At 63.9% G+C, this 25,207-nt stretch carries 23 protein-coding genes; 12 read left to right on the top strand and 11 right to left on the bottom strand.

Annotated elements, in window-relative coordinates; genetic code table 11:
• Nucleotides 1-46 precede the first annotated feature (46 nt).
• The 7 genes from bamA to BM222_RS17120 all read left to right on the top strand — a co-directional run bounded on the left by bamA (nt 47) and on the right by BM222_RS17120 (nt 8,584).
• Nucleotides 47-2,584 carry an outer membrane protein assembly factor BamA gene (bamA, locus tag BM222_RS17150; protein ID WP_092229531.1) on the top strand — a complete coding sequence of 846 codons (2,538 nt, stop codon included), beginning with the start codon at nt 47-49 and terminating at the stop codon, nt 2,582-2,584.
• 148 nt (nt 2,585-2,732) lie between these two features.
• Nucleotides 2,733-3,800: a UDP-3-O-(3-hydroxymyristoyl)glucosamine N-acyltransferase gene (gene lpxD / locus BM222_RS17145; protein ID WP_092229529.1), complete on the top strand. Its 1,068-nt coding sequence runs from the start codon at nt 2,733-2,735 to the stop codon at nt 3,798-3,800.
• Nucleotides 3,797-4,258, top strand: coding sequence for a 3-hydroxyacyl-ACP dehydratase FabZ (fabZ, locus tag BM222_RS17140; protein ID WP_036010015.1), 462 nt, complete (start codon nt 3,797-3,799; stop codon nt 4,256-4,258). Before lpxD ends, fabZ begins: the two co-directional genes overlap by 4 nt.
• A 168-nt stretch (nt 4,259-4,426) precedes the next feature.
• Entirely contained in the window at nt 4,427-5,218 is a 792-nt protein-coding gene (gene lpxA, locus BM222_RS17135; protein WP_092229526.1) for an acyl-ACP--UDP-N-acetylglucosamine O-acyltransferase, read from the top strand.
• 19 nt (nt 5,219-5,237) lie between these two features.
• A complete protein-coding gene (locus tag BM222_RS17130; RefSeq protein WP_177243279.1) occupies nt 5,238-6,095 on the top strand; it encodes an LpxI family protein in 858 nt (285 codons plus the stop codon).
• The gene (lpxB, locus tag BM222_RS17125) at nt 6,092-7,288 is read left to right on the top strand and encodes a lipid-A-disaccharide synthase (RefSeq protein WP_092229521.1); all 1,197 of its coding nucleotides are present in this window, start codon (nt 6,092-6,094) and stop codon (nt 7,286-7,288) included. The genes BM222_RS17130 and lpxB overlap by 4 nt, the downstream gene beginning before the upstream one ends.
• A gap of 495 nt (nt 7,289-7,783) precedes the next feature.
• Complete coding sequence (locus BM222_RS17120; RefSeq protein ID WP_092229519.1) at nt 7,784-8,584, top strand: DUF1269 domain-containing protein; 801 nt, start codon at nt 7,784-7,786, stop codon at nt 8,582-8,584.
• A gap of 61 nt (nt 8,585-8,645) precedes the next feature.
• On the opposite strand, the gene BM222_RS17115 is transcribed toward BM222_RS17120, so the two are convergent.
• The 6 genes from BM222_RS17115 to BM222_RS17090 all read right to left on the bottom strand — a co-directional run bounded on the left by BM222_RS17115 (nt 8,646) and on the right by BM222_RS17090 (nt 14,859).
• Nucleotides 8,646-9,413: an SDR family NAD(P)-dependent oxidoreductase gene (locus BM222_RS17115; RefSeq protein WP_092229517.1), complete on the bottom strand. Its 768-nt coding sequence runs from the start codon at nt 9,411-9,413 to the stop codon at nt 8,646-8,648.
• Entirely contained in the window at nt 9,410-10,525 is a 1,116-nt protein-coding gene (locus BM222_RS17110) for an ABC transporter ATP-binding protein (protein ID WP_092229516.1), read from the bottom strand. Before BM222_RS17110 ends, BM222_RS17115 begins: the two co-directional genes overlap by 4 nt.
• A 10-nt stretch (nt 10,526-10,535) precedes the next feature.
• Nucleotides 10,536-11,393 carry a carbohydrate ABC transporter permease gene (locus tag BM222_RS17105; protein ID WP_177243277.1) on the bottom strand — a complete coding sequence of 286 codons (858 nt, stop codon included), beginning with the start codon at nt 11,391-11,393 and terminating at the stop codon, nt 10,536-10,538.
• Nucleotides 11,386-12,315 (bottom strand): carbohydrate ABC transporter permease, encoded by a 930-nt coding sequence (locus BM222_RS17100; protein WP_177243276.1) that lies wholly within the window; start codon nt 12,313-12,315, stop codon nt 11,386-11,388. The genes BM222_RS17105 and BM222_RS17100 overlap by 8 nt, the downstream gene beginning before the upstream one ends.
• On the bottom strand, nt 12,312-13,598 hold the full coding sequence (locus tag BM222_RS17095) for an ABC transporter substrate-binding protein (RefSeq protein ID WP_092229513.1): 1,287 nt from the start codon (nt 13,596-13,598) through the stop codon (nt 12,312-12,314). The genes BM222_RS17100 and BM222_RS17095 overlap by 4 nt, the downstream gene beginning before the upstream one ends.
• 82 nt (nt 13,599-13,680) lie before the next feature.
• A complete protein-coding gene (locus tag BM222_RS17090) occupies nt 13,681-14,859 on the bottom strand; it encodes an ROK family transcriptional regulator (RefSeq protein ID WP_177243275.1) in 1,179 nt (392 codons plus the stop codon).
• Nucleotides 14,860-15,044: 185 nt separating this feature from the next.
• On the opposite strand from BM222_RS17090, the gene BM222_RS17085 reads away from it, so the two are divergent.
• Nucleotides 15,045-15,278, top strand: coding sequence for a thioredoxin domain-containing protein (locus BM222_RS17085; RefSeq protein ID WP_092229510.1), 234 nt, complete (start codon nt 15,045-15,047; stop codon nt 15,276-15,278).
• Nucleotides 15,279-15,473: 195 nt separating this feature from the next.
• Here BM222_RS17085 and gltA read toward each other — a convergent pair whose 3' ends face one another.
• Together gltA and gltX are read right to left on the bottom strand one after the other, a co-directional pair.
• Nucleotides 15,474-16,778: a citrate synthase gene (gene gltA / locus BM222_RS17080; protein WP_092229508.1), complete on the bottom strand. Its 1,305-nt coding sequence runs from the start codon at nt 16,776-16,778 to the stop codon at nt 15,474-15,476.
• 143 nt (nt 16,779-16,921) lie between these two features.
• A complete protein-coding gene (gene gltX / locus BM222_RS17075; RefSeq protein WP_092229506.1) occupies nt 16,922-18,361 on the bottom strand; it encodes a glutamate--tRNA ligase in 1,440 nt (479 codons plus the stop codon).
• Nucleotides 18,362-18,504: 143 nt separating this feature from the next.
• Between gltX and BM222_RS17070 the strand changes: the two genes are divergently transcribed.
• From BM222_RS17070 to BM222_RS17055, 4 genes are all read left to right on the top strand, one after another.
• Nucleotides 18,505-20,184, top strand: coding sequence for a glutamine--tRNA ligase/YqeY domain fusion protein (locus BM222_RS17070; RefSeq protein ID WP_092229504.1), 1,680 nt, complete (start codon nt 18,505-18,507; stop codon nt 20,182-20,184).
• A gap of 35 nt (nt 20,185-20,219) precedes the next feature.
• Complete coding sequence (locus BM222_RS17065) at nt 20,220-20,606, top strand: nuclear transport factor 2 family protein (protein ID WP_092229502.1); 387 nt, start codon at nt 20,220-20,222, stop codon at nt 20,604-20,606.
• An 88-nt stretch (nt 20,607-20,694) separates the two neighbouring features.
• Nucleotides 20,695-20,928 (top strand): DUF2171 domain-containing protein, encoded by a 234-nt coding sequence (locus BM222_RS17060; protein ID WP_092229500.1) that lies wholly within the window; start codon nt 20,695-20,697, stop codon nt 20,926-20,928.
• Nucleotides 20,929-21,023: 95 nt separating this feature from the next.
• Nucleotides 21,024-23,309 carry a ComEC/Rec2 family competence protein gene (locus BM222_RS17055; protein ID WP_092229496.1) on the top strand — a complete coding sequence of 762 codons (2,286 nt, stop codon included), beginning with the start codon at nt 21,024-21,026 and terminating at the stop codon, nt 23,307-23,309.
• Between the two features lie 10 nt (nt 23,310-23,319).
• Here the strand turns inward: BM222_RS17055 and BM222_RS41145 are convergent, their stop codons facing one another.
• The 3 genes from BM222_RS41145 to lexA form a co-directional block, all read right to left on the bottom strand.
• The gene (locus tag BM222_RS41145; RefSeq protein ID WP_177243274.1) at nt 23,320-23,754 is read right to left on the bottom strand and encodes a hypothetical protein; all 435 of its coding nucleotides are present in this window, start codon (nt 23,752-23,754) and stop codon (nt 23,320-23,322) included.
• Between the two features lie 193 nt (nt 23,755-23,947).
• Entirely contained in the window at nt 23,948-24,154 is a 207-nt protein-coding gene (locus BM222_RS17045) for a hypothetical protein (protein WP_244547172.1), read from the bottom strand.
• Nucleotides 24,155-24,337: 183 nt separating this feature from the next.
• Complete coding sequence (gene lexA / locus BM222_RS17040) at nt 24,338-25,039, bottom strand: transcriptional repressor LexA (RefSeq protein ID WP_092229493.1); 702 nt, start codon at nt 25,037-25,039, stop codon at nt 24,338-24,340.
• Nucleotides 25,040-25,207 lie beyond the last annotated feature (168 nt).

Here is a 25,207-nt window from a genome sequence, read left to right as displayed (position 1 = left end):
ACCGGCGTTGGGGTTGGGTCTGGTACTGATAAGGGCGCGTTGCGCAATGAAGTTTGGACTGCGACTCCGGGGGGGCTTGCTCGCAACCCTGATCATGTTCGGCGCGCCGGTGGTTGCCCCGGTTGGGGCTGTTTTGGTGTCTTCGCCTGCGCTCGCCCAGACCGTGCAGTCGATTTCCGTCCAAGGAAATCGCCGGGTCGAGCTGGAGACGATCCGCTCCTATTTCAAGCCTGGCCCGGGCGGCCGCCTCGATCAAGGCGCGATCGATGACGGCCTCAAGGCGCTGATCGAGACCGGCTTGTTCCAGGACGTGAGGATCAACCGCGGCCCAGGCGGCCAGATCATCGTCTCCGTCGTGGAAAACCCGGTGATCGGGCGCGTCGCTTTCGAGGGCAACAAGAAGATCAAGGACGAGCAGCTCACCGCCGAAGTGCAGTCCAAGGCCCGCGGCACGTTCTCCCGCGCCATGGTGCAGTCGGACACGCTGCGAATCGCTGAAATCTATCGTCACTCCGGCCGCTACGACGTCACCGTCACGCCGGAGATCATCGAACAGCCGAATAACCGAGTCGATCTCGTCTTCACGATTAACGAAGGCGCCAAGACCTCGGTCAAATCGATCGAGTTCATCGGCAACAATTCGTTCTCGTCCTACCGCTTGCGGGACATCATCAAGACCCACGAAACCAATCTGCTGAGCTTCCTCGGCAGCGGCGACGTGTACGACCCCGACCGCGTCGAGGCCGACCGCGACCTGATTCGCCGCTTCTACCTGAAGAACGGCTTCGCCGACGTTCAGGTCGTGGCCGCGCTGACCGAATACGATCCGGAGAAGAAGGGCTTCAACGTCACCTTCAAGATCGAGGAAGGGCAGCAGTACCGCGTCGGCAACGTCGATTTCCGCACCAGCATCCCGAACTTCGACCCAAGCTCGCTGCGCTACTTCTCGCGCGTCAGCGTCGGCTCGGTCTACAACGTCGAATCGGTCGAGAAGTCGGTCGAGGATATGCAGATCGAGGCTTCGCGCCGCGGCTACGCCTTTGCGGTGGTGCGTCCGGGCGGCGATCGCAATTTCGATGCGCACACCGTCTCCGTCGTGTTCAACGTCGACGAGGGTCCGCGCACCTATATCGAGCGCATCAACATTCGCGGCAACACCCGTACCCGTGACTACGTGATCCGCCGCGAGTTCGACATCTCCGAGGGCGATGCCTACAACCGTGCGCTGGTCGACCGCGCCGAGCGCCGCCTGAAGAATCTCGACTACTTCAAGAGCGTGAAGATCACGACGGAGCCGGGCTCTTCCAGCGATCGCGTGGTCCTGATCGTCGATCTCGAAGAAAAATCGACCGGCGACTTCTCGATCTCGGGCGGCTACTCCACGACCGACGGTGCGCTGGCCGAAGTCTCGGTGTCCGAGCGCAACCTGCTCGGTCGCGGCCTGTTCGCCAAGGCGTCGGTCACCTACGGCCAATACGCGCGCGGCTATTCGCTGTCGTTCGTCGAGCCGTATCTGCTCGATTATCGCGTCGCGCTGGGCCTCGACGTCTATCAGCGCCAGCAGCTGGCCAACAGCTTCATCTCCTACGGCACCAAGACGCTCGGCTTCTCGCCGCGCCTCGGCTTCTCGTTGCGTGAAGATCTGTCGCTCCAGTTGCGCTATTCGATCTACCGGCAGGAAATCACGCTGCCGTCCTACCTGGCGGATTGTAACAACATCGTCGGTTCGCCGGGATTCAACCCGAGCCCGGCCTTCATTAACGCGACGACCGGGGTGGACCCGGCATTGTCGAACAATCTCGGTTGCTACGCCAACGGCGAAGCCTCTCTGCCGGTCCGCAAGGAGCTTGCGAACGGCAAGACGCTGACCTCGGCGCTCGGCTACACGCTGACCTACAACACACTCGACAACAACAAGAACCCCAGCGACGGTCTGCTCATCGACTTCAGGCAGGACTTCGCCGGCGTCGGTGGCGACGTCTCCTACCTGAAGACCGCGGCCGATGCGAAGTACTACCAGTCGCTGGTGTCCGACCTCGTCGGCGTCGTCCATCTCCAGGGCGGTGTCCTGAACAAGATCGGCAACAACGATCTGCGCATGCTGGATCACTTCCAGATGGGTCCGAACCTCGTCCGCGGCTTCGCGCCTAACGGCATCGGCCCGCGCGACCTCAACCCGTACGGCACGCAGGACGCACTTGGCGGCACGAAGTACTGGGGCGCTTCGCTCGAAGTGCAGATGCCGTTCTGGTTCCTGCCGAAGGAAGTGGGTCTGAAGGGTGCGGTCTACGCCGACGCCGGCGGTCTATACGACTACCAAGGGCCGACGACGTGGTCGCTGACCGGCGAAAACACGACGACCAGGAACTCGAATTGCGTGGGATCGACCATCAATCCGAACAGCACCGGGACCTGTACCGGTCTGGTCTACGACGACAGCAGGGTCGTCCGGTCATCGGTTGGTGTCGGCCTGATTTGGGCCTCGCCGTTCGGTCCGCTGCGCTTCGACTACGCAGTGCCGCTCACCAAGGGCAAATATGACCGCACGCAGGAATTCCGGTTCGGCGGCGGCACCTCGTTCTAGTTCGTTCAGCAGGGCATGAGCCGGCCATTTGGGAATTCCTTCTTGGAATTCCTTGGGCCGGCAGCCAGAAAGATCGTGCTCAATCCGTGAGATGAGGCATGATGCGGCCTGACCGCTTCATGCCGAAGCCGGACCGCGGCGGGGTGGAATGGCGCAGCCGACCTTCTTCAAAAAGCCGCCGGCTTCAACGCTGGCTGACATTGCCGCGCTGACCAAGGCGCAGCTGGTCGATCCCTCCAGGGGTGGCCATGTGATCACGGGCCTTGCTTCGCTCGACGAGGCAGGCCCGATGCATCTGGCATTCTTCGACAACCTCAAATATGCCGACGAGCTCAAGGCGACCAAGGCAGGCGCCTGCCTGGTCAGCCCCCGCTTCGAGGCCCAGGTGCCGGCGCATGTCGCGGTGCTGCGGGCGGCGCAGCCGTTTCGCGCCTTTGTCGGGATCGCCCGGGAATGGCACGGCGATGCGCTGAGGCCGCAATCCTGGTCCGGCATCGACGGCATCGCGCCATCGGCGATCATCGATCCGTCGGCGCGGCTGGAGGACGATGTCGTCGTCGAGCCATTGACGGTCATCGGTCCCGATGTCGAGATAGGCAGCGGCACCGTGATCGGCGCGGGCGTGGTGCTTGGTCCGGGCGTCAAGATCGGCCGGGACTGCAATGTCGGTGCCCGTACCGCGATCCAGTGTGCGCTCATCGGCAACAACGTGCTGATCCACCCCGGCTGCTCGATCGGTCAGGACGGCTACGGCTTCATCTTCTTCGGCCCGGAGGGTCATCTGAAAGTGCCGCAGACCGGCCGTGTGCTGATCCAGAACAATGTCGAAGTCGGCGCCGGCACCACCATCGACCGCGGCTCCCTGCGTGACACCGTGATCGGGGAGGGCACCAAAATCGACAATCAGGTCCAGATCGGCCACAATGTGACGATCGGCCGGAATTGCCTGCTCGCAGCCCAGATCGGGCTCGCCGGCAGCCTGACGATCGGCGACAACGTGGCGTTGGGAGCCAAGGTCGGCATCAACAATCACCTCAAGATCGGCGACGGGGCCCAGGTCACCGCAATGAGCGGCGTCAAGGACGACATCCCGCCGAACGGACGTTGGGGCGGTTTTTTTGCCAAGCCGACCAAACAATGGTTCAAGGAAATTATCGCGGTGGAGCGCCTGGTACGCGACAGCAAGGCCGATCCGAAGGACGAGGGACGGGAATGACGGCGGAATCACCTGTAAAATTCGAGCTGGTGGACATCAATGCGATCCTCCAGACCCTGCCGCATCGCTTTCCGATGCTGCTGATCGACCGGGTGATCAACATCCGCGCCGATTACAGCGGCATCGGCATCAAGAACGTCACGTTCAACGAGCCGGCTTTCCAAGGGCATTTCCCCGAGCGCCCGGTCTATCCGGGCGTGATGATGATCGAGGCGATGGCGCAGACCGCCGGCGTGATCGGCATCAAATCGGTCGAGGGCACCGAGAAACCGCGGGCGGTGTATTTCCTCACCATCGACAAGTGCAAGTTCCGCAAGCCGGTGCTGCCGGGCGACACCATCGAATATCACATGCGCTCGCTCGGCCGCCGCAAGACGATGTGGTGGTTTCACGGTGACGCCAAGGTCAACGGCCAGGTCGTCGCCGAGGCCGATGTCGGGGCGATGCTGACCGATTGAGGATCGCCAATGGCGAATGGCGAGTAGCGGGTGGAATACGCGGCCGCGAACTCTCCGTTCACTATTCGCAATTCGCTGCTCCCTATTGGCTTCCACTGGACAGATCGGGCGCAGTCGCGCTAACCACCGGAAAGCCGAGTAACTTCAACACATAGCCAGACCTTCTTGATGAGTAAGATCGACCCCACCGCGCGGGTGGAAGACGGCGCTGTGATCGGCGAAGGCACCGAGATCGGGCCCTTCTGCATCATCGGCCGCAACGTCCGGATCGGGGCCAATTGCAAGCTGATCGGACAGGTCACAATCATCGGCCATAGCTCGGTCGGAGACGCCTGCGTGATCTCGCCGTTCGCCGTGCTCGGCGGCGCGCCGCAGGATCTCAGCTACAAGGGCGAACCGACGACGCTCGAGATCGGTTCCGGCAACATCATCCGTGAAGGCGCGACGATGAATGTCGGCACCGTCAAGGGCGGCGGCAAGACGCGCGTCGGCAATCACGGCTACTTCATGAACAACAGCCATGTCGGCCATGACTGCATCGTCGGCGACAACGCCATCTTCGCGACCTCGGCAACGCTCGGCGGCCATTGCGAGATCGGCGACGCCGTTTATATCGGCGGGCTCTCGGCGGTACACCAGTTCACGCGAATCGGCTCCTATGTGATGGTCGGCGGCCTCTCGGGCGTGCGCGATGACATCATCCCGTACGGGCTCGCCAATGGCCAGTACGCGGTGCTGGAGAGCCTCAATCTGATCGGCATGAAGCGGCGCAAGTTCACCAGGCAGCGGCTTGCGACAGTGCGCGCATTCTATCAAAAGCTCTTCCACGGCTCCGGCACGTTCGCCGAGCGCCTGGAGGCAGTGCAGCCGCTTGAGGGCGATGATCCCGCGATCGCCGAGATCCTCGGCTTCATCGGCAAGGGCAAGCGCCCGCTCTGCCTTCCGGCCATCGAGAAGTGACGCCGGCATGGCCGCGGACATGACATCGGCGGCTTCACAGGCTTCTTCACCGGTCGGCGTGGTCGCGGGCGGTGGCGCCATGCCATTCGCAGTCGCCGAGTCGCTCGCCGCGCGTGGCATCACGCCGGTCCTGTTTCCCCTGCGTGGCGCCTGTGACCCGAGGCAGGTCGAAAAATTTCGTCACCGCTGGATCTCGGTCGGCCAGCTCGGCCGCGCCATGCGGTTGTTCCGCGAGGAGGGCTGCCGCGACCTGATCTTCATCGGTACGCTGGTGCGCCCCTCGCTCTCCGAGATCCGCTTCGACATCAAGACGCTGCGATTGCTCGGCAACGTCATCCGCGCCTTTCGCGGCGGCGACGATCACCTGCTGTCCGGTGTCGGGCGGATCCTCGAGCAGGACGGTTTTCGCATGGTCGGCATCAAGGACGTTGCGCCCGACCTCTTGATGCCCGAGGGCTGCATCACGCGCGCCTGGCCGGCCGATAACGTCAAGGCCGACATCGAACGCGGGCGCGCGGTGCTGACCGCCCTTGGGCCGTTCGACATCGGCCAGGCCGCGGTCGTGATCGATGGCCACGTGGTGGCGGTCGAGGACATCGAAGGCACCGATGCGCTGCTGGCGCGCGTGGCGCGCCTCCGCGAGGAGGGCCGCATCCGCGCGGCTGCGGGGCGTGGCGCGCTGGTGAAGGCGCCGAAGAGCGGGCAGGATCTGCGATTCGATCTGCCGACGATCGGTCCTCGCACGATCGAGGGCGTCGCCAAGGCCGGCCTTGCCGGTGTCGCCGTCATCGCCGGCAACACCATCGCCGCCGAGCCGCAGGCGATGATCGGGCTTGCCGACGCCAAATATCTCTTCGTCGTCGGGCTGCCCGCCTGATGCAGACGCGTGATCCCATCAGGAAGATCTTTCTCATCGCGACGGAGGAATCCGGCGACCGGCTCGGCTCGGCGCTGATGAAAGTGCTGCGCCAGCGCCTCGGCGATGCAATCCAGTTCGAAGGCGTCGGCGGCCACACCATGGCGCGCGAAGGGCTCCAGACGCTGTTTCCCATCGACGAGCTCTCGATCGTCGGCCTCGCCGCGGTGGTGCAGCAGCTGCCGAAAATCCTGCGGCTGATCCGCGAGACCGCCGATGCCGTGACGGACGCAGCACCCGATGCCCTCGTCATCATCGACAGTCCCGACTTCACCCATCGTGTTGCCCGCCGCGTGCGCGCAAAGAACCCGTCGATCCCTGTGATCGATTACGTCTCGCCCTCAGTCTGGGCCTGGCGGCCGGGTCGGGCGCGCGTCATGCTCGGCTATGTCGATCACGTGCTCGGTCTGCTGCCGTTCGAGCCGGAGGAATACCGCAAGCTGAAGGGGCCGCCGTGCAGCTATGTCGGCCATCCCCTGATCGAGCAATTGCCGTCGCTGCGGCCTGACGCCGAGGAGCGGCGCCGCCGTGACAGCGAGCCGCCGGTTCTCTTGGTGCTGCCTGGCAGCCGTCGCAGCGAGATCCGGCATCATCTCGACGTGTTCGGCAGGGCACTTGGCCGGCTGCAGGCCGCGGGCGTTGCGTTCGAATTGATGTTGCCGACCATGCCGCATCTCGAAGCCACGATCCGCGAGGGTGTGGCGAACTGGCCGGTCAAGCCGCGGATCGCAGTCGGCGAAACCGAGAAGCGTGCTGCATTCCGGATTGCGCGCGCCGCGCTGGCGAAGTCGGGCACCGTGACGCTGGAGCTTGCGCTGTCAGGCATTCCAATGGTGACGGCCTATCGCGTCGGCGCCATGGAGGCCTTCATCCTGCGCCGCGCAATCCAGGTCTCGTCGGTGATCCTCGCCAACCTCGTGATCGGCAAGGACGTGATCCCCGAATATTTGCAGGAAGACTGCACGCCGGAGAAGCTCGCAGCCGCGCTGTCCGAGGTGCTGACGGACACGCCGTTGCGCAGGCAGCAGCTCGAGGCCTTCGCGCAGCTCGACACCATCATGTCGACAGGCAACAAATCGCCGAGCGTGCTCGCCGCCGACATCGTGCTCGCGACGATGCGGAAGGGGCGCGCGAGCCAGGGCACACACTCATAGGCGCTCATACGGCCCTGCCGATCGTGCCGCGCGCCGCCGCTAAAGCACGATCCGGAACGGTGCAAACGGTTTTCCGATCTTGCTTGAACAACAAGCCCAAGCCCAACGATGGTTCATTTGAATGTCATCGTGCTTCAATCAGCTAATGCCCGTGTCACCTTTCATCTTGCCGCGCGGGGTTGCTGGTTCTCGCCGAGGGCTTCGTCACGACGCGCTCGCATGATCCCTCGGATTGACCCACATCAAGGCGAGTAGTCGCCAGTGAAGGCATGATGAAAGAGTTTTCGGTATCTGCTTTGCCGGCGTCAGTCGCCTCGCTGGAGTGGAGGAAGCTTGTGAGATCCTTCAAGTTCCGCGCTGACCGACAAGCAACAAGCAACCGTGAGTGCCAATCGGCGACCATCGATCGCCAAAGAAATACTCGTGGTTGGGCTTGTCGCAACTGAGCGATCCGAAGATCGATCCTGAATTTCAACGCCAAACGAGAGGACTGTCATGAACAAGATGCTGATTGCAGTTTTCGAAACTGAATCGTCAGCCTTCGAGGGTCTCAGTGCCTTGCGGGAGCTTCATCGCGAGGGTGACGTCACGCTCTATGCATCGGCCGTGATTGTGAAGGACAAGGCGGGAAAGATCGAGGTCAAGCAGGCCGCTGACCAGGGGCCGGTGGGGACCGCGATCGGACTCCTGACGGGCAGCCTGATCGGACTTCTGGCGGGCCCTGCGGGACTGGCAATTGGCGCATCTCTTGGCGGCCTCGGCGGATTGCTGTTCGATCTGGATAGCACCGGGATCAGTGCGACTTTCCTCGATGAGGTCGCGAAAGAGCTTTCGCCTGGAAAGGCGGCCGTGCTGGCGGACGTCGAGGAAACTTGGACGACCCCGGTGGATACGCGCTTGCACAAGCTCGACGGGACCATTTTCCGGCGGTTGCGCTCGGAAGTCATTGAGGATCAGCTCGTGCGGGAAAGTGCGGCTTTCCAGGCAGAGTTGAAGGCCTTGCAGGATGATTTCAACCACTCCGCCGCCGAGAGTCGCGCGGCCATCCAGAAGGATATCGAGCAGGTCAAGACTCAGATCAAGACGGTGCAAGAGCAGGCGAAGAAGCGGCTCGACCAAGCCAAGGCTGAAACGGATGCAAAGGTGCAGTCACTGACCGATCAGGCCAAACAGGCAAGCGATCGGGCCAGGCGTCGCATCAGCAGCCGCATTGCCGAGGTGAAGGCAGACTTCGATCGGCGCGCCACGAAGCTCAACCAGGCTTGGACGCTCACCAAGGAAGCACTAGCTGCGTAGTCGCAAGCGGGAGCGGGTTCTTTCCAGACACGCGAGTGCCCGGGCTTGAACCGGGCACTCCTCAGGCAAGGCCCGCGTCGACACGAAAACACTGGCAGCTGATGCGCTGGCTCGCGTCGGAGGCGAGGTACAGCGCCATGTTGGCGATATCCTCGGGCGTCACCGCATCGGGAATGGCCTGGCGTGCGCGCATCTCGACGATCTGCCGCTCGTCCGGATACCACAGCTTCCGCTGCCGCTCGGTGATCACCATCCCCGGCGCGATCGCGTTGACGCGGATGCGGTCGGCGCCGAAGCGGCGTCCGAGCGAATTGGTGAAGCCGACGATTGCCGCCTTGGCGGCCGCATAGACCGGCAGCGCCGGTGCGCCGCGCATCCACGCGATCGACGACATGTTGATGATCGACCCGCCGCCGCGCGCCTGCATCTGCGGCACCACCGCCTGTGCTGCAAAGAACACGTGCTTGAGGTTGACGCCGATCATCCAGTCGAAGTCCGCCGGTGTCACGTCCGCCAACACCTGGCGCTGGTCATTGGCGGCGTTGTTGACGAGGATCGCGGCATCGCCGAGCGATGCGTGGACTTTCGTCAAGGCGGCGCGCAAGGCTTCGATGTCCATGAGGTCGCAGGGCACGAACAGCGGTGCCGTACCGGAATCCTTCGTCACCTCCTGCGCCAATGCTTCGCCTGCCTGCGCGTCGATGTCGAGGAAAGCGACGCGGGAACCCTGGCCGGCGAAAGCGCGCACGAAGGCAGCGCCAATGCCGCTGGCGCCTCCTGTTATCACCACCACGCGGTCCGCGAGGTCGGCATAGTTCGTCTTGGTCATGCGATCAGTCGCTCCGTCTCGGGGTCGAACAGGCAAATGCGGCGGGTGTCCAGCGCGAAGGAAGCCGTAGCGCCCGGCGTCGGGCGGATGTCCGGCGAGATGCGCGCCTGCGCGGGCTCGCCGCCGAGCCGCAGCAGGACGATGGTCTCGGCACCAGTAGGTTCGATCATCTCGACCGGCGCGGTGACGACGACGGGCGCGCCGGCGGCGCCGGAGAACATCCGGTCGCCTTCGGCGATGCATTCCGGCCTGATCCCGAGCACCACCTCGCGGCCGACATAGGACAGCGCCGCGTCGTAGCCTTGCAGGCGCAGACGGACCTCGTCCGGCCGACCGGCGCCGATCACCACCACTGGCCCGCCGCTATCTGCCTCGAGCCGGGCCGGCATCGTGTTCATCGGCGGGGAGCCCATGAAACGGGCGACGAACAGATTGGCCGGATAGCGGTACACGGTATCGGGATCGGCGAATTGCTGCACCACGCCCCGATGCATCACGGCGATGCGTGTCGCCATCGTCATCGCCTCGATCTGGTCGTGGGTGACATAGATGATGGTGGCGCCGATGCGCTGGTGCAGCCGCTTGATCTCCATGCGCATCTCGACGCGCAACTTGGCATCGAGGTTGGAGAGCGGCTCGTCGAACAGGAAGAGCAGGGGATCTCGCACCAGCGCGCGACCCATCGCGACGCGCTGGCGCTGACCGCCGGACAGTTGCGACGGCTTGCGGCCAAGGAGCGGTTCGATCTGGAGCAGCTTCGCCACGTTCGCCAGCGCCTTTTCCTGCTCCGCCTTGGCGACTCCCCGGCATTCCATGCCGAAAGTGATGTTCTGGCGCACCGTCATCGACGGATAGAGCGCATAGGACTGGAACACCATGGCGATGTCGCGGTCCTTGGGCGGGACATCATTGACCACGCGCCCGCCAATCTCGATCGTGCCGTCGCTCGCGCTATCGAGCCCGGCGACGATGTTGAGCAGCGTGGATTTGCCGCAGCCGGACGGCCCTACCAGCACGGTGAATTCGCCGCTCTCGATGTCGAGGTCGATGCCTTTGAGCACCTCGAGATTGGCGTAGCGCTTGGACAGGGCGCGAATGCTCAGTGCTGCCATGACACATCCATCATTTCACGGCCCCGGCAGTGAGGCCGCGTACAAAATACCTGCCGCCGAACAGATAGATCAGCAAAGTCGGCAGAGCTGCGATGATCACCGCGGCGCTCTGCACACCTTGCTTGGGGATATCTGCGACTGGGGTGGACAGCGCGATCAGCGCGGCCGTCACGGGCTGCTGCTGGCCGGTGGTGAAGGTCACGCCGTAGAGGAATTCGTTCCAGATGTGGGTGAACTGCCAGATCACGGTGACGATCAGGATGGGTGCAGAGAGCGGCAGGATGATACGCCAGAAAATGCGGAAGAAGCCGGCGCCATCGATGCGTGCGGCCCTGATCAACTCGTGCGGAATGGCCACATAGTAATTTCGGCAGAACAGCACCGTGAAGGAGAGCCCCTGGATGGTGTGGATCAGCACGAGACCCGACAGCGTGTTGATGAGCCCGATGTCCCGCAGCACGATGGTCCAGGGCAACAGGCGCATCTGCTGGGGCAGGAAGAGGCCGAGAGTGACGATGCCGTAAATCCAGGTATCGCCGCGAAAACGCCAGAGGGAAACGGCGTAACCCGCGACGGCACCGAGCAGGGTGGAGAAGATCGTCGCCGGGATCGTGATCAGCGCCGAGTTCAACATGTACGGCCGGATGCCGGCGCAGGTCTCTGCGACGCAAAAGCCGCTCCAGGCCATGGCATAATTGCCAAAGGCCCAGTGTTGCGGCCAGCCAATCATCGAGCTCTGCGCAATCTCCTCGTTGGTCCGGAGGGAGTTCAGGACGACGACAACCAGCGGCGCGAGATAGGCGGCCGCGAACAAGGTCACGACGAGATAGATCAGAGCCCGGCTCGGGGCGAAGCTTCGGTCACGCATGGGCAGCCCGCCGTTGCCGGACGTAGCGCCACGCCGCATAGGGCAGCAGCACTGCAAGAAGGATGAGCAACATCAGCACCGCCGCTGCCGCACCGCGGCCGAGCTGGCTGCGTTGGAACATCAAATCGTAGACGACGAGGGCCGGCAGCTGGGTCGCGATTCCCGGTCCGCCATTGGTGAGTGCGCGGACGAGGTCGAAGGCCGAGATCGCGAACTGCAACTGGACCACGATGACCGTGACGGTGATCGGCCAAAGCGTCGGCAGGATGACCCGCCAATAGGTTCTGACAGGCCCTGCACCGTCGATCTGTGCCGCCTTGATGATATCGGAGTCGACGGAGCGGAGGCCGGCCAGGAAGAGGGCCATGGCAAAGCCCGAGGATTGCCAGATCGCCGCGATGACAATGGTCCAGATCGCCATGTCGCGGTTGACCAGCCAGTCAAAGTGGAAGGAGGTCCAGCCGAGATCATGGGCAAGCTTCTCGATGCCGATGCCGGGATTGAGCAACCAGCTCCACACCGTGCCTGTCACGACGAACGACACCGCCAGCGGATAGAGAAAGATGGTCCGCAGCACGTTCTCGCCGCGAATGCGCTGATCGAGCAGGATCGCGAGCAGGAGGCCGGTCGTCAAACTGAGCAGCACGAAAGCGGTGCCGAACAGCAGCAGATTGTCGAAGGCGATCTGCCAGTTTCGCGACGCCAGGACCGAATTGTAGTTGCGCAAACCGACCCAGCCCGTCACGGGAACAAGGGTGGAGGGCGTGAACGAAATCCAGATGGTCCAGATCGAAAACGAGATGAGGTGCGCTGCCGATAACAGCAGCGGCACCCAGATCATCAGAAATTCGGGCAGCCGGCGCACCATCTCGGAGGTCGCCGGCCGGCCCGGCCGTGCTGCTGTTGAGACGATGTCGGTCAACGTGCACCCTCGACGGCGTCGGCGAGGCGGCTGACGGCCTCGTCCGGCTTGATCGTCTTGTTCTTCACATATTCGGTGATGACGTCGATCATCGCGGCGGTCAGGCCGTTTTCCTGGGCCATGTTGTGCGCGAGGCTCAGGACGGCCTGATTGTTGCCCATGGCATTCTTCAGTGCGGCCGCGGTTGTCCGTTGACCATCCGACCAACCTTCGCCGGACAGGTCGACATCGGTGCGCACGGGGATCGATCCCGTGATCTGCGAATACATGGTCTGGATGGCCGGATCCATCACGAGCTGTGCCATCAACATCTGCCCGGCCTGGAGATCGGCCTCCTTGCGTTGCCAGAAGATGAAGGCATCGGCATTCAAGAGGAAGACAGGCTTGCCGTTGTCGCTGGGGCCGGGGGTGATGACATAGTCGTCGAACTTGAAGCCGGCGTTTTTCAACACGCCCTGCGCCCAGCCGCCCATGATCAGCATGCCCATGTCGCCGTCGACGAAGCGCTTCAAATTGTTGGCATAGGGTTGGACGCCGACATTGGGGTCACACCAGTCGGAGATCTTGCGCGTCTGCGCGAACGCCGCCTTCATCTCGGGGCCCTCCAGCGCCTTCTTGTCGAGATTCATGCAGGCGGCGCGGTATGCGGTCGGGCTGATGCCGGCCAGTGACGCCTCGAATTTCTGCCCATCGTCGGCGCGGGTACCGCCGTTGGCGATGGGGTAGCTCATTCCGGCCGATTTCATTTTCTCGGCGAGGTCGTTGAAGTCAGCCCAGGTGACGGGGACCTTGTCGGCCTTGGCCTTGTCCATCCCGCGCTTGGAGAGAAACAGCATGTTGGTGCTGTAGATCTGCAGCGGCAGCGCGATCCATTTGCCCGCCGGCTTGTGCAATTTGGCAAGGTCTGGCGCGACGACCTTCTCGTAGCCGGCAGCCGCGACCACGGCGTCAAGATCGACGGTCGGAGCAATCTTCGACCAGGCGGCGATCTCGGGGCCTTTGAGCTGCGAGCAGGCCGGTGGATCGCCGGCGATGATCTGCGCACGCAGCTTGTTCATCATGTCCGTGGTGAAACCGGGGACCGGCGAGTGCTGCCAGATGCCGCCTTTTTCCTCGAATTTCTTGCCGAGCGCGGTGATCGCAGCACCGTCGCTGCCTGCGGACCATTGCGAGATTGCGGTGAGGCGGGGCTTGACCGCGCCTTGTGCGCGGGCAAAGGCCGGCAGCGCGAGGGCGGCAGCGGATCCAGCGAGCAGACGACGCCTTGTTGTTGTGATCGGCATGGCAGTTTCTCCGGGGTGTGAAGTTTTTGCGCCTTTTTGCGCTGGTCTTGGCGTGCGCGAGCCGCACGCGGCTCAGGTCATGTCAGGCAGCCTCCGTCGATGCGGTCGGCATGCCGCCAGATCTCGCGAGGCAGAAGGCGGCGAAGGCGAGCGCTGCCTGCGGATCGTTGCCGTTCGAGGGCGGGACGAAGGCGAGCGAAACTTGCGCCAGTTTCCGGCCGCCGAGCAGGCAGGCATCGATCCCGTCGACCACGGCCTTGCGATCGTCCTCGTCGAGCAGAGAGGGCCAGCCGCTGATCGCGACTCCGCGGCAGGGTTTGACGTTGAGCGTGTTGCCGATCGCAAGACCCAGCCGGAACAGCCTGCGGCGCAGCTCCTGGCGCACGCGCGGCGAAGGTGGAATTTCGATCATCCAGTCGTTGCCGAGCGCGAGCAGTTCGGCTTCAGTCAGGCCGAGCAGCTCGGCCAGCGCCGGCAGCGAGGTGTAGGCTTCGACGCAGCCGTGATGTCCGCAGCGGCAAAGCGGTCCATCGGTTCCGAATACCATGTGGCCGAGCTCGATCGGATCGAGCGCATCGTCCTCGATCGGATCATCCACCCAGGCGCCCGCGACGCCCTGGCCGACGAAGACGAACAGATGCGCATCGCCGAACGGATAGTTTTCCGTGCGATAACGATGAAAGGTGGCGTGCGCCACCACCGAATTGGTGAAGGTAACAGGCACGCCTGCGAACAATTCGTCGAACATGCCGCCGATCTGTTTGACGTCGCAGGGAACGATGGGGTTGCCGAACTCACTCAGCCGGCCAAGCCCGGGAACGGTGACGCCGATCTGTGCGAGTTCGATGCGGCGCCGTCGCGTCCAGTCCCGCAGCAAGGTCAACGCCTCGCGATAGACCCAGCCGACGGATTCGGCGGTCGGCTTTTTCGGCAGCGGCACACGCTCGCTGTACTGCAGCTCGCCCGACAGGTCGCCAACCCCGACGCTGAGCCAGCGTTCGGTGAGCTCGAGGGCCGCGAGCGCCACCGTGCGATCAAGCGACACCAGTCCCGTCGGACCGCCGACATAAGGAGCAGGGCGGCGCACTTCCTCGATCAGGCCTTCGGCCTTCAGGTCAAACAGGATGCGCGACAGGCTCGCTTCGGACAGGCGCGCGGCCTTCGCCAGCGGCGGCCGGAACGAACCGCCAGACTGAAGCAAATGCGTTAAAATGGCAGCGCGCGTCTGCCGCCGACTTCTCGGCTGCTCCGGCATTTCCATCCCTGTCGTCATTCTTACTTAGTGTAAGAATTTGCGCGCGGAGCGCTTCGACTGTCAAGCGCTCGCAGACACGATGCGCCGACTTGTTGTTGTGCGCGGCAACAAAGCTCGGCGCTGCTGCCATGAGGGTGTCAGCAGCCTGCGAACATGATCTCAGCGGTCATCGAGCGCGCGAGGTCTGCCCAGTGGTGCGATCTCGGCTGCATTGCGTCGGCGCTTCCGGCAATTGGTTCAAGGTCGCGCTGTTTCTCAACTGCGCCGGGATCGACTGGGAGCCGGTCGGTGTCGACTTCGCCGGCGGCGTGACGCGCGATCACGACTGGCGCGCCGCGGTCAACGCGATGGGCGAATCCCAGTGCTCGAAGTCGGTAGTCGACGTCTTAGTAGCTTTGCCGCACACCGGGTTCTGCACTCCATGATGCGGGAGCCGCCGCATCCGGATTTGCTGGCTTTTATGCGCGCACGGACGCATGGCGCGTTGTCGATCGTCGGCCGCCCACCGAGATGATACCCGTGGGACGATCGCTGCCCGTTCTGCCGCCTACGGCACCCGTGCAAACAAAAACGGCACCATCGTGAGATGGCGCCGTTTCGAAAGCCTTATCGGTTAGGACTTACTTGCGATCCTTCATCGCGACGTAGTCGCGCTTGGTGACGCCGGTGTAGAGCTGGCGCGGACGGCCGATCTTCTGCTGCGGGTCCTCGATCATCTCGCTCCACTGGCTGATCCAGCCGACGGTGCGGGCGACCGCGAACAGCACGGTGAACATCGAGACCGGGAAGCCCATCGCCTTCAGCGTGATGCCCGAATAGAAGTCGACGTTCGGGTAGAGCTTGCGGTCGATGAAGTACTGGTCGCTGAGCGCGATTTTCTCGAGCTCGAGCGCCACCTTCAGCATCGGATCGTCGCCATGGCCGGTCTCCTTGAGCACGGCGTGACACATCTTCTGCATGATCTTGGCGCGCGGATCGTAGTTCTTGTAGACGCGGTGACCGAAGCCCATCAGGCGGACTTCGGAGTTCTTGTCCTTCACCTTGGCGATGAACTCGGGAATCTTGTCCACGGTGCCGATCTCGGCGAGCATCGCCAGCGCGGCTTCGTTGGCACCGCCATGCGCCGGGCCCCAGAGACAGGCGATGCCGGCGGCGATGCAGGCGAACGGGTTGGCGCCGGAGGAGCCGGCGATGCGCACCGTCGAGGTCGAGGCGTTCTGCTCGTGGTCGGCATGCAGGATGAAGATCTTGTCCAGCGCATCGGCGAGCACCGGGTTGATCTTGTACTCCTCGCACGGCACGGCGAAGCACATGTTGAGGAAGTTCTCGGCAAAGGTGAGCGAGTTCTTCGGATACACGAACGGCTGGCCGACCGTGTATTTGTAGGCCATCGCGGCCAGCGTCGGGATCTTCGCGATCATGCGCATGGAAGCGATCATGCGCTGGTTGGGATCATTGATGTCGGTCGAGTCGTGATAGAACGCGGCGAGCGCGCCGACGGAGGCCACCATGACAGCCATCGGATGAGCATCGCGGCGGAAGCCCTGGAAGAAGCGGGCCATCTGCTCGTGCACCATCGTGTGATGGATGACGCGATAGTCGAAATCCTTCTTCTGCTCGGCGGTCGGCAGTTCGCCGAACAGCAGGAGATAGCAGGTCTCGAGGAAGTCGCCGTTTTCGGCGAGCTGTTCGATCGGGTAGCCGCGGTATTCCAGAACGCCCGCGTCGCCGTCGATATAGGTGATCTTGGACTGGCAGCTCGCGGTCGAGGTGAAGCCCGGATCATAGGTGAACAGGCCGGACTGGCCGTACAGCTTGCCGATATCGACGACATCAGGTCCGACGCTGCCGCTGTAGATCGGAAGATCGTAGTTCTTGTTTCCGACCGTCAGCGTGGCGGTCTTGTTGCTTGGTTTTGCGTCCATCAGAGGTCCCCGATGTGTGGTGAAACGGGCCGGTCCCGGAGGCCCCAGAAGAAGATGGGGCAGGCCGGATGTTCCAGAATGTACGGGAAGATGGGTATATTATTGCTGTGTGCGCTGCAAGATCATGAACAGCGATGGCCTACTTACGTCGTAGTCGGGGCTTTGGACTGGTCCTCCAGCCGGCCCAGGCTTTCCTGGCGTCCCAGCACGTCCAAAACCTCAAATATGCCAGGCGACGTGGTGCGGCCGGTCAGTGCCGCCCGCAAGGGCTGGGCGACTGCGCCGAGCTTGAGACTATTTTCCTCGGCAAAAGCGCGCAGCGCAGCTTCCGTGCTGGCGCCGCTCCACGTCTCGACATTCTCCAGCGCGGAATGAAGCTGGCCGATCAGCTTGCGGTTCTCAGGCGTCAGCAGGGCCGCCGCTTTGGGATCGAGCTGCAGCGGCCGGTCGGCGAAGATGAAATAGGCGCCATCGATCAGCTCGATCAGCGTCTTGGCGCGCTCCTTCAGGGCCGGCATGGCCTTCAGCAGCTGGGCGCGCGTCGTGTCGCTCAGCTTGGCCTTGATGTCGGCACGGGCGGGCACGACGTGATCGAGCACGTCCTCGAACATCTTCACGAGTGATTGATCGTCGGCGTGGCGGATGTAATGGCCGTTGAGGTTTTCCAGCTTGGCGAAGTCGAAGCGGGCGGCGGCGCGGCCGACGCTGGCGAGATCGAAGGCTGCGATCATCTCCTCGGTCGAGAAGATCTCCTGGTCGCCATGGCTCCAGCCGAGCCGAACGAGATAGTTGCGCAGCGCGGCCGGAAGGTAGCCCATGGCGCGGTAGGCATCGACGCCGAGCGCGCCGTGGCGCTTGGACAGCTTCGAGCCATCGGGACCGTGGATGAGCGGGATATGCGACATGTTCGGCAGCGCCCAGCCCATGGCGTCATAGATCTGCTTCTGGCGGGCGGCGTTGATCAGATGGTCGTCGCCGCGGATGACGTGGGTGACGCCCATGTCGTGGTCGTCCACCACCACCGCGAGCATGTAGGTCGGGCTGCCATCGCCGCGCAGCAGGACGAGGTCGTCGAGGTTCTCGTTCTGCCAGACCACGCGGCCCTGGACCTGATCCTCGATCACGGTCTCGCCGGTCTGCGGCGCACGGAGGCGGATGGTCGGCTTGACGTCAACAGGGGCCGTCGCCGGATCGCGGTCGCGCCACATGCCGTCATAGAGGCGAGTGCGGCCCTCGCTGCGCGCCTTCTCGCGCATGGCGGTGAGCTCCTCGGCGCTGGCGTAGCAGCGGTAGGCCTTGCCGTCGGCGAGCAGCTGCTCGGCCACCTCGCGGTGACGGGCGGCGCGGCTGAACTGGTAGATGACGTCGCCATCCCAGCCGAGCTCCAGCCATTTCAGCCCGTCCAGGATCGCGCCGATCGCGGCCTCGGTAGAGCGCTCCCGGTCGGTGTCCTCGATCCGGAGCAGCATCTTGCCGCCGTGCTTCTTCGCATAGAGCCAGTTGAACAGCGCAGTGCGGGCGCCTCCGATATGGAGGAAGCCGGTCGGGGAGGGCGCAAAGCGCGTGACGACGGAATCGGTCATTCTTGGCAGGGCCTATGCATTGGAAGCGGTGGTATATATCAGGATCAGAGCATAACTAAAGCCCGACGGCGGATCCCCTGAGGCCTTGGCTCAGCCTCGCGAATTTGGCAGAAGGGCCGCTGATTTCCCGACAGGATTGCAGGATGAGCACAGAACCGGTGACGACTGAGATTGGGCGCGATTTCATTCGTGACATCATCCAGGCCGACCTCGATCAGGCCAAGTACAAGGAGATCGTGACCCGGTTCCCGCCGGAGCCGAATGGTTACCTGCATATCGGCCACGCCAAGTCGATCGCTCTCAATTTCGGCATTGCCCAGGAATTTCCTGGCCGCTGTCATCTGCGCTTCGACGACACCAATCCGGTCAAGGAAGAGCAGGAATATATCGATTCCATCCAGGCCGACGTGCGCTGGCTCGGCTACGACTGGGGCACGAACCTGTTCTTCGCCTCGGACTATTTCGACCGCCTGTATGAATGGGCGGAGAAGCTGATCCGCGACGAGCTTGCCTATGTCGACGACCAGTCCCAGGAAGAGATCCGTCTCTCGCGCGGCACGCTGACCGAGCCTGGCAAGAATTCGCCGTTCCGCGACCGCAGCGTGGAGGAGAACCTCGATCTGTTCCGCCGCATGAAGGCGGGCGAATTCCCGAACGGCGCGCGCGTGCTGCGCGCCAAGATCGACATGTCCGCCGGCAACATCAATCTGCGCGACCCCGTGCTCTACCGCATCCTGCATGCGCACCATCCGCGCACCGGCACCAAATGGCACATCTATCCGAGTTATGATTACGCGCACGGCCAGTCGGATGCGATCGAGGGCATCACGCACTCGATCTGCACCCTGGAGTTCGAGGACCATCGGCCGCTCTATGACTGGTTCATCGAGAGATTGCCGGTGCCGTCGAAGCCGCATCAATACGAAATGGCGCGGCTCAATTTGACCTACACGCTGCTGTCGAAGCGGGTGCTGACCCAGCTCGTCCGCGACGGCCACGTCGCTGGCTGGGACGATCCGCGGATGCCGACCATCGCGGGCATGCGCCGCCGCGGCGTGCCGCCGGCGGCGTTGCGTGAATTCGTCAAGCGCATCGGTGTGGCCAAGGCCAACAGCGTGGTCGACGTCGGCATGCTGGAATTCTGCATCCGCGAGGAGCTGAACCGCACGGCGCAGCGCCGCATGGGCGTGCTGCGGCCGCTGAAGGTCGTGATCGAGAACTATCCGGAGGGGCAGAGCGAGGAGCTCGAGGCGATCAACCACCCGGACGATCCCAGCGCCGGCACGCGCAAGATCACGTTCGGCCGCGAGCTCTATATCGAGCAGGACGACTTCATGGAGAACCCGCCGAAGAAGTTCTTCCGCTTGTCGCCGGGCAACGAGGTGCGGCTGCGCTATGCCTATTTCGTCAAGTGCACCGGCGTGATCAAGAACGACAAGGGCGAGGTTGTGGAGCTGCGCTGCACCTACGACCCCGCGACCAAGGGTGGCAACGCGCCTGACGGCCGCAAGGTCAAGGCGACCATGCACTGGCTGCCGGCCGCAACGTCTGTCCCTGCGGAGATCCGTATCTACAACCAGCTGTTCGCCACCCCGAGCCCGGATGCCTCGAATTTCGCGGCCGATCTCAACCCGCAATCGCTGGAAATCCTCTCCGACGCCCGGATCGAGGCATCGGTCGCGGAAAGCAATTCGGTCGAGCCGATGCAGTTCGAGCGCCAGGGCTATTTCGTGCGCGACAAGGACTCGACGCCCGGCAAGCCGGTGTTCTCGCGCACCATCGGCCTGCGCGATACCTTCGCGAAGGAAGTCGCCAAAGGCTGAGGCAGGGGCCGAGGCAAAGGGCTGGGGGACCCCAGATGAGCAGTGAAGCCGACGCCACCGTTTCCGCCATCATTGCGAAATGGTGCGCCGGCTTCGCGACGCTCGATGCGGTTGCGCTGTCGTCGCTTTATTCGAAGAACGCATTCTTCTTCGGCTCCAACCCGAAGCTCTATCGGGGCAGGAATGGCGTGGCCGATTACTTCAACGGCCTGCCGCGCTGGCGCAAGCCGAGCGCGGCGTTCTCCGACGTGCAGGCGGCGCAGGCCGGGCCTGATACGATCAACATGGGCGCGACCATCACGTTCGACCTGGCGGGCGAACGGCCTGACCTCGTCGTCAAGATGAGCTGGGTCATCATTCGCGAAGACGGCGACTGGAAGATCGTCAATCACCACGCCTCGGCGAAGGCGCCGTTGATCTGACAGGCGAGCCGCGCACGGCATCGTCATTCCGGCGCTGGAAACGAATGCGCAGGCGCCGGGTTGAGGTGGATCCACAGGAGATCCCACCATGCAGAACATCGCAGAGCATATGGAGGTCATCGGCGCCGACGGTGTCCATATCGGCACGGTCGACAAGGTCGAAGGCAATCGCATCAAGCTGACCAAAAAGGACAGCGGCGAGGGCAGCCACAAGGGCCATCACCATTTCATCGACAAGGGCCTGGTTGCCGACGTCGAGGGCAACAAGGTTCGGCTGTCCGCCAAGGCCGATGTCGCCGTGACGATGGAAGAGGAAAAGTAGGGCGGAGCCCCTTCGTTCCCGGTTTGTGCCGCTATCCGTGCCGCCGCACGTTCCGGTAGCCTCCGCGCAGTAGCGTAGCGCAGGGTTGCTGAGGAATGGCGGAGCCGGGCCGGCCACAACGTGCCTCGCAAGGTATGGCCGGGACCTGGCCCGGCGGCGGCCGAACCGCGTCGGCCGGCGGCTTTGTGCCGGCAGGCTTCGGCGTCTGGCCGTCGATCGTCGGAACGCTGCGTGAATGGGCGAAGGCCGAAGCCGGCGCCGGACGACTGTTCCCATGGGTCCCCATCGCCTTCGGCTGCGGCATCGCGCTGTACTTCGCCGCCGACCACGAGCCGGTGCTCTGGGTCACGGTCGCGACGGCGGGCGCGCCGACGCTTGGCGCGGTTCTGTTGCGGCGGAGCCGGTGGTTTGCACCCGCGATCATGATCGCGGCGGTCGCGGCCGGTTTTGCTGCGGCGACCTGGAGGACAGCAAGCGTCGCGCACGTCGTGCTCGCAAAGCCGCTTTATTCAGTGTCGCTGTCGGGCTTCGTCGAGACCCGCGACATCCGCGAACGCACCGACCGGTTCGTGCTGCGCGTCACCGCGATGGAGGCGCAGCGCAGCGACGTCAAGCTCGAGCGGGTCCGCCTCTCCGTGCGCAAGGGGACGGCGCCCGATGTCGGCAGCTTCGTGCAGTTGAAGGCCCGTCTGATGCCGCCGCTGTCGCCGTTGCGGCCGGGCAGCTACGATTTCTCGCGCGACATGTTCTTCCAGGGCATCGGCGCGTCCGGTTTCGCGATGGGGGCGATCACGACGGTGACGCCGCCGCAAACCGGCGGGTTGCAGTTGCGCTATGCGGCGGTCATGCAGGGCCTGCGCGATGCGATCGACGCGCGGATCCGCGCCGTGCTCGACGGCGACAACCGCGCAATCGCGACCGCGCTTTTGACCGGCCGCCGCGATGCGATCACCACGCCCGTCAACGATGCCATGTTCATCTCGGGGCTTGGCCACGTGCTGTCGATCTCCGGCTATCACATGGCAGTCGTCGCTGGTGTCGTCTTCTTCGCGGTCCGCGCGCTGTTGGCGCTGATCCCCGGGCTGGCCGCCGGATTCGCGATCAAGAAATGGTCGGCCGCCGCGGCGCTGGTGGCGTCCGCATTCTATCTGCTGCTCTCGGGCGCGGAAGTCGCAACCCAGCGATCCTTCTTCATGACCGCGGTCGTGCTGATCGCCGTGATCGTCGACCGTCGCGCGATTACGCTCCGCACGCTGGCGGTGGCGGCACTGATCGTGCTCGCGGTTGCACCGGAAGCGCTGGTGCATCCGAGCTTCCAGATGTCGTTTGCGGCGACGCTCGGGCTGGTGGCAATGGTGCAGATCGGCATGCCGAACCTGTTTGCCTCGCCCGATCATTCGACGACGGCGCGGATTGCGCTATGGGGCGGCCGCGAGATCGCGATGCTGTTCATGGCCTCGATGATCGCGGGTCTTGCGACCACGCCCTATGCCGCTTTCCATTTTCACCGCGTCACGCCCTACGGCGTGCTCGCCAATCTCGGTGCGATGCCTGTCGTCTCGGCGCTGGTGATGCCGGCCGGGCTATTGGGATTGCTCGCGGCTCCGTTCGGGCTGGACGGCGTTTTCTGGTGGCTGATGGGGATCGGCATCGACTGGATGATTGTGGTCACGCGCTGGGTGGCGGCATTGCCGGGAGCTATCGGCCATGTCGGTGCCTTCGGGACCGCGCCGCTGGTTGCGGCGAGCCTAGGGCTTGTCCTCATGGGCCTGTTGCGCACGCCGCTGCGCTGGTCTGGTGCGATCGTGCTTGCGGTCGCAACGATCTGGGCTTTGTCGGTGCGCCAACCCGACATTCTCATTGGCGCTGACGGCCAGAACGTCGCGGTGCGCGGCAAGGACGGGCAGCTGCATCTGATCAGGACGAAGAAGGACAATTTCCTTCTCAAGGAGTGGCTCGCGGCGGACGCCGACCCGCGCGATGTCGCCAGCGCTTCGGTCGGTGACGGCGTGTCGTGCGACGATGCCGGCTGCGTGACGCCGCTTGCCGACGGCCGCATGATTGCGCTGGCGCTGCGCATCGACGCGCTGGCCGACGATTGCAGCCGCGCAGCGCTGGTGGTGACGGTGAGGCCTGCGCCGCCCGATTGCGCTGCAATGGTGATCGATCGGCCGCGTCTGGCGAGCCAGGGCGCGCTTGCGCTGACGCAGCGCGGTGAGGGTTTTGCGGTTCAGCCGGTGAGAGCGAGGGGCGCAAACCGCTCCTGGTCGCCGGTGGCGCCCGGCGATGCAGATTTCGACCAAACCCTCAAGCCACGGTCGGCAGCTCCGCGGACCAAAGACGCAACTCCGTCGGAGGCCGACCTTCAGGCCGAGGACTAGAATGGACGCGTCAGCCGATCGGCAGGCGTGGCGGCGTCGTGCGAGTGTCGGCGACCACTTGCGGCTTGTGCTCGCGCTCGCCGAGCGGCTGGGTCACGGGCAGTTGCAGCACGGTTGCACGCTGGCCTTCGACGAGCTGCGTCACCAGCACGTATTTGCCATCGGGGAATTCGATCGCGTCGTGATGGCGATCGGGAATGTGCGGATCAACCTTGCCGAACTTGCCGACGCGGGAGTTGATGGTGCGCGTCCAGATCCACCTGTTGTCGTAGCGGACGTTGTCGGCGAAGGCGAGCTCCGTTCCCGGAAGCAGGCAGACCGCGACCGACATGTCGGCTTCAGAGGCGAAGCCGCGCGTCGAGGTGCCGCGGAACGTTGTCGTGACGATCGTCTCGCCGACTTCTGCGGGACGCGTCGCGACGGCATGCAAGCTATAGTCACACATCGGGTGCTCCTCATCGGGGATAGCGACCCGCGCCTCTGTCCTGGAGGCGCTGGCCTCTATCAGAGTTGAAGCCTGCAAGACTCTGCTTGGTTGTAGGCAAATCTGCGGCTCAGATCCGCGAGCCGCAATCACATTATCTTTCCCGAACGGCTAGGAACAAAGCTTGCTTCCGCGCATTTGGGAGGCTTCGCGCTCAGCGTCCGGCCGGCGCGGACCAGCCAGAATATTGCCAGGCGGGCTGCGCCTGTTGCTCGACGGCGTTGCGGGCATCGCGGACTTGCGCGCTCGTCGCCTGCGGTACCTTGCGGACGCGATGCTGCGCATGCGCAGCGAAGGCGTGGGATACTGACGCTGCGATCAGCGTCATCGTGACGGCGCTCAGGATGATCTTGCGCATCATTGTCTCCTCGGTCTCCGAGAGGCCCATCGAAGCGAGTGTGCTTCGTTGCGGCATGCCGAGGATGTAGCGATGGAGAGGTGGCCGGATAATCTGTGCAGAAGCAGAAAGACCATCCAGCCGGAGCGGACAATCGTCCGCTCCAACCGTCGATCGGGGTTCACCGATCGCGCGAGAACGTGGCGCTCAGTACTTGCGATAGAGACCGATCAGCTTGCCCTGGATCTTGACCCGGTTGGGGGGCAGGATGCGGACCTCATAGGCGGCATTGGCGGGCTCGAGCGCGATCGAGGCGCCGCGGCGACGGAAGCGCTTCAAGGTGGCTTCCTCGTCGTCGATCAGGGCGACGACGATATCGCCGGTGTCGCAGCTCTCGTTGCGCTGAATGAGCGCCATGTCGCCGTCGAGGATGCCGGCGTCCACCATGGAATCGCCGCGCACTTCGAGCGCGTAGTGCTCGCCCGCGCCGAGCATGTCGGGCGGAACGCTGATGGTGTGGCTGCGGGTCTGCAAGGCCTCGATCGGCGTACCGGCCGCGATCCGGCCCATGACGGGCACTGCGACGGGACGCTCGCCCTCGTCCGCCGGCGGGCTCGACGTCATGCGCACCTTGCCGAGGTTGCCCTCGATGACGCTCGGGGTGAAGCCGCGGCGGTTGCCGGCGGCGGCCTGAAGCTCGGGCAGCTTGATCACCTCGATCGCGCGGGCACGGTTGGGCAGGCGGCGGATGAAGCCGCGCTCCTCGAGCGCAGTGATCAGGCGGTGGATGCCCGACTTCGAGCGCAGATCGAGCGCGTCCTTCATCTCGTCGAAGGAGGGCGGCACGCCGCTTTCCTTCAGCCGCTCGCTGATGAACCGCAGGAGCTCGTATTGTTTGCGCGTTAACATCTCGACCAAAATCCCCCTGGTGATGTCGTTCGATTCCGAGACGCTGAATTCAGCCGTAAGCCGCTACATGCTCGAAACAAATCATGAACGGACACTATATGTTCGATACATGTTCCGCAACTGCTTAATTTACCGTGAACGCGACGAAGTTCGCGGAACGCACGCGAA

It is taken from the genome of Bradyrhizobium sp. Gha (genome assembly GCF_900113735.1).
GTDB lineage: Bacteria > Pseudomonadota > Alphaproteobacteria > Rhizobiales > Xanthobacteraceae > Bradyrhizobium.
The sequence above is the reverse complement of the archived record's forward strand: the minus strand, read 5'-3'. Positions and strand labels throughout refer to the sequence as shown.

What these genes read in the sequence shown, in the direction of transcription:
- bamA (WP_092229531.1), top strand. Translation starts at nt 47, where the DNA reads ATGAAGTTTGGACTGCGACTCCGGGGGGGCTTGCTCGCAACCCTGATC.
- lpxD (WP_092229529.1), top strand. Translation starts at nt 2,733, where the DNA reads ATGGCGCAGCCGACCTTCTTCAAAAAGCCGCCGGCTTCAACGCTGGCT.
- fabZ (WP_036010015.1), top strand. Translation starts at nt 3,797, where the DNA reads ATGACGGCGGAATCACCTGTAAAATTCGAGCTGGTGGACATCAATGCG.
- lpxA (WP_092229526.1), top strand. Translation starts at nt 4,427, where the DNA reads ATGAGTAAGATCGACCCCACCGCGCGGGTGGAAGACGGCGCTGTGATC.
- BM222_RS17130 (WP_177243279.1), top strand. Translation starts at nt 5,238, where the DNA reads ATGACATCGGCGGCTTCACAGGCTTCTTCACCGGTCGGCGTGGTCGCG.
- BM222_RS17120 (WP_092229519.1), top strand. Translation starts at nt 7,784, where the DNA reads ATGAACAAGATGCTGATTGCAGTTTTCGAAACTGAATCGTCAGCCTTC.
- BM222_RS17115 (WP_092229517.1), bottom strand. Translation starts at nt 9,413, where the DNA reads ATGACCAAGACGAACTATGCCGACCTCGCGGACCGCGTGGTGGTGATA.
- BM222_RS17110 (WP_092229516.1), bottom strand. Translation starts at nt 10,525, where the DNA reads ATGGCAGCACTGAGCATTCGCGCCCTGTCCAAGCGCTACGCCAATCTC.
- BM222_RS17105 (WP_177243277.1), bottom strand. Translation starts at nt 11,393, where the DNA reads ATGCGTGACCGAAGCTTCGCCCCGAGCCGGGCTCTGATCTATCTCGTC.
- BM222_RS17095 (WP_092229513.1), bottom strand. Translation starts at nt 13,598, where the DNA reads ATGCCGATCACAACAACAAGGCGTCGTCTGCTCGCTGGATCCGCTGCC.
- BM222_RS17090 (WP_177243275.1), bottom strand. Translation starts at nt 14,859, where the DNA reads ATGGAAATGCCGGAGCAGCCGAGAAGTCGGCGGCAGACGCGCGCTGCC.
- gltA (WP_092229508.1), bottom strand. Translation starts at nt 16,778, where the DNA reads ATGGACGCAAAACCAAGCAACAAGACCGCCACGCTGACGGTCGGAAAC.
- gltX (WP_092229506.1), bottom strand. Translation starts at nt 18,361, where the DNA reads ATGACCGATTCCGTCGTCACGCGCTTTGCGCCCTCCCCGACCGGCTTC.
- BM222_RS17070 (WP_092229504.1), top strand. Translation starts at nt 18,505, where the DNA reads ATGAGCACAGAACCGGTGACGACTGAGATTGGGCGCGATTTCATTCGT.
- BM222_RS17065 (WP_092229502.1), top strand. Translation starts at nt 20,220, where the DNA reads ATGAGCAGTGAAGCCGACGCCACCGTTTCCGCCATCATTGCGAAATGG.
- BM222_RS17060 (WP_092229500.1), top strand. Translation starts at nt 20,695, where the DNA reads ATGCAGAACATCGCAGAGCATATGGAGGTCATCGGCGCCGACGGTGTC.
- BM222_RS17055 (WP_092229496.1), top strand. Translation starts at nt 21,024, where the DNA reads ATGGCGGAGCCGGGCCGGCCACAACGTGCCTCGCAAGGTATGGCCGGG.
- BM222_RS41145 (WP_177243274.1), bottom strand. Translation starts at nt 23,754, where the DNA reads ATGTGTGACTATAGCTTGCATGCCGTCGCGACGCGTCCCGCAGAAGTC.
- BM222_RS17045 (WP_244547172.1), bottom strand. Translation starts at nt 24,154, where the DNA reads ATGATGCGCAAGATCATCCTGAGCGCCGTCACGATGACGCTGATCGCA.
- lexA (WP_092229493.1), bottom strand. Translation starts at nt 25,039, where the DNA reads ATGTTAACGCGCAAACAATACGAGCTCCTGCGGTTCATCAGCGAGCGG.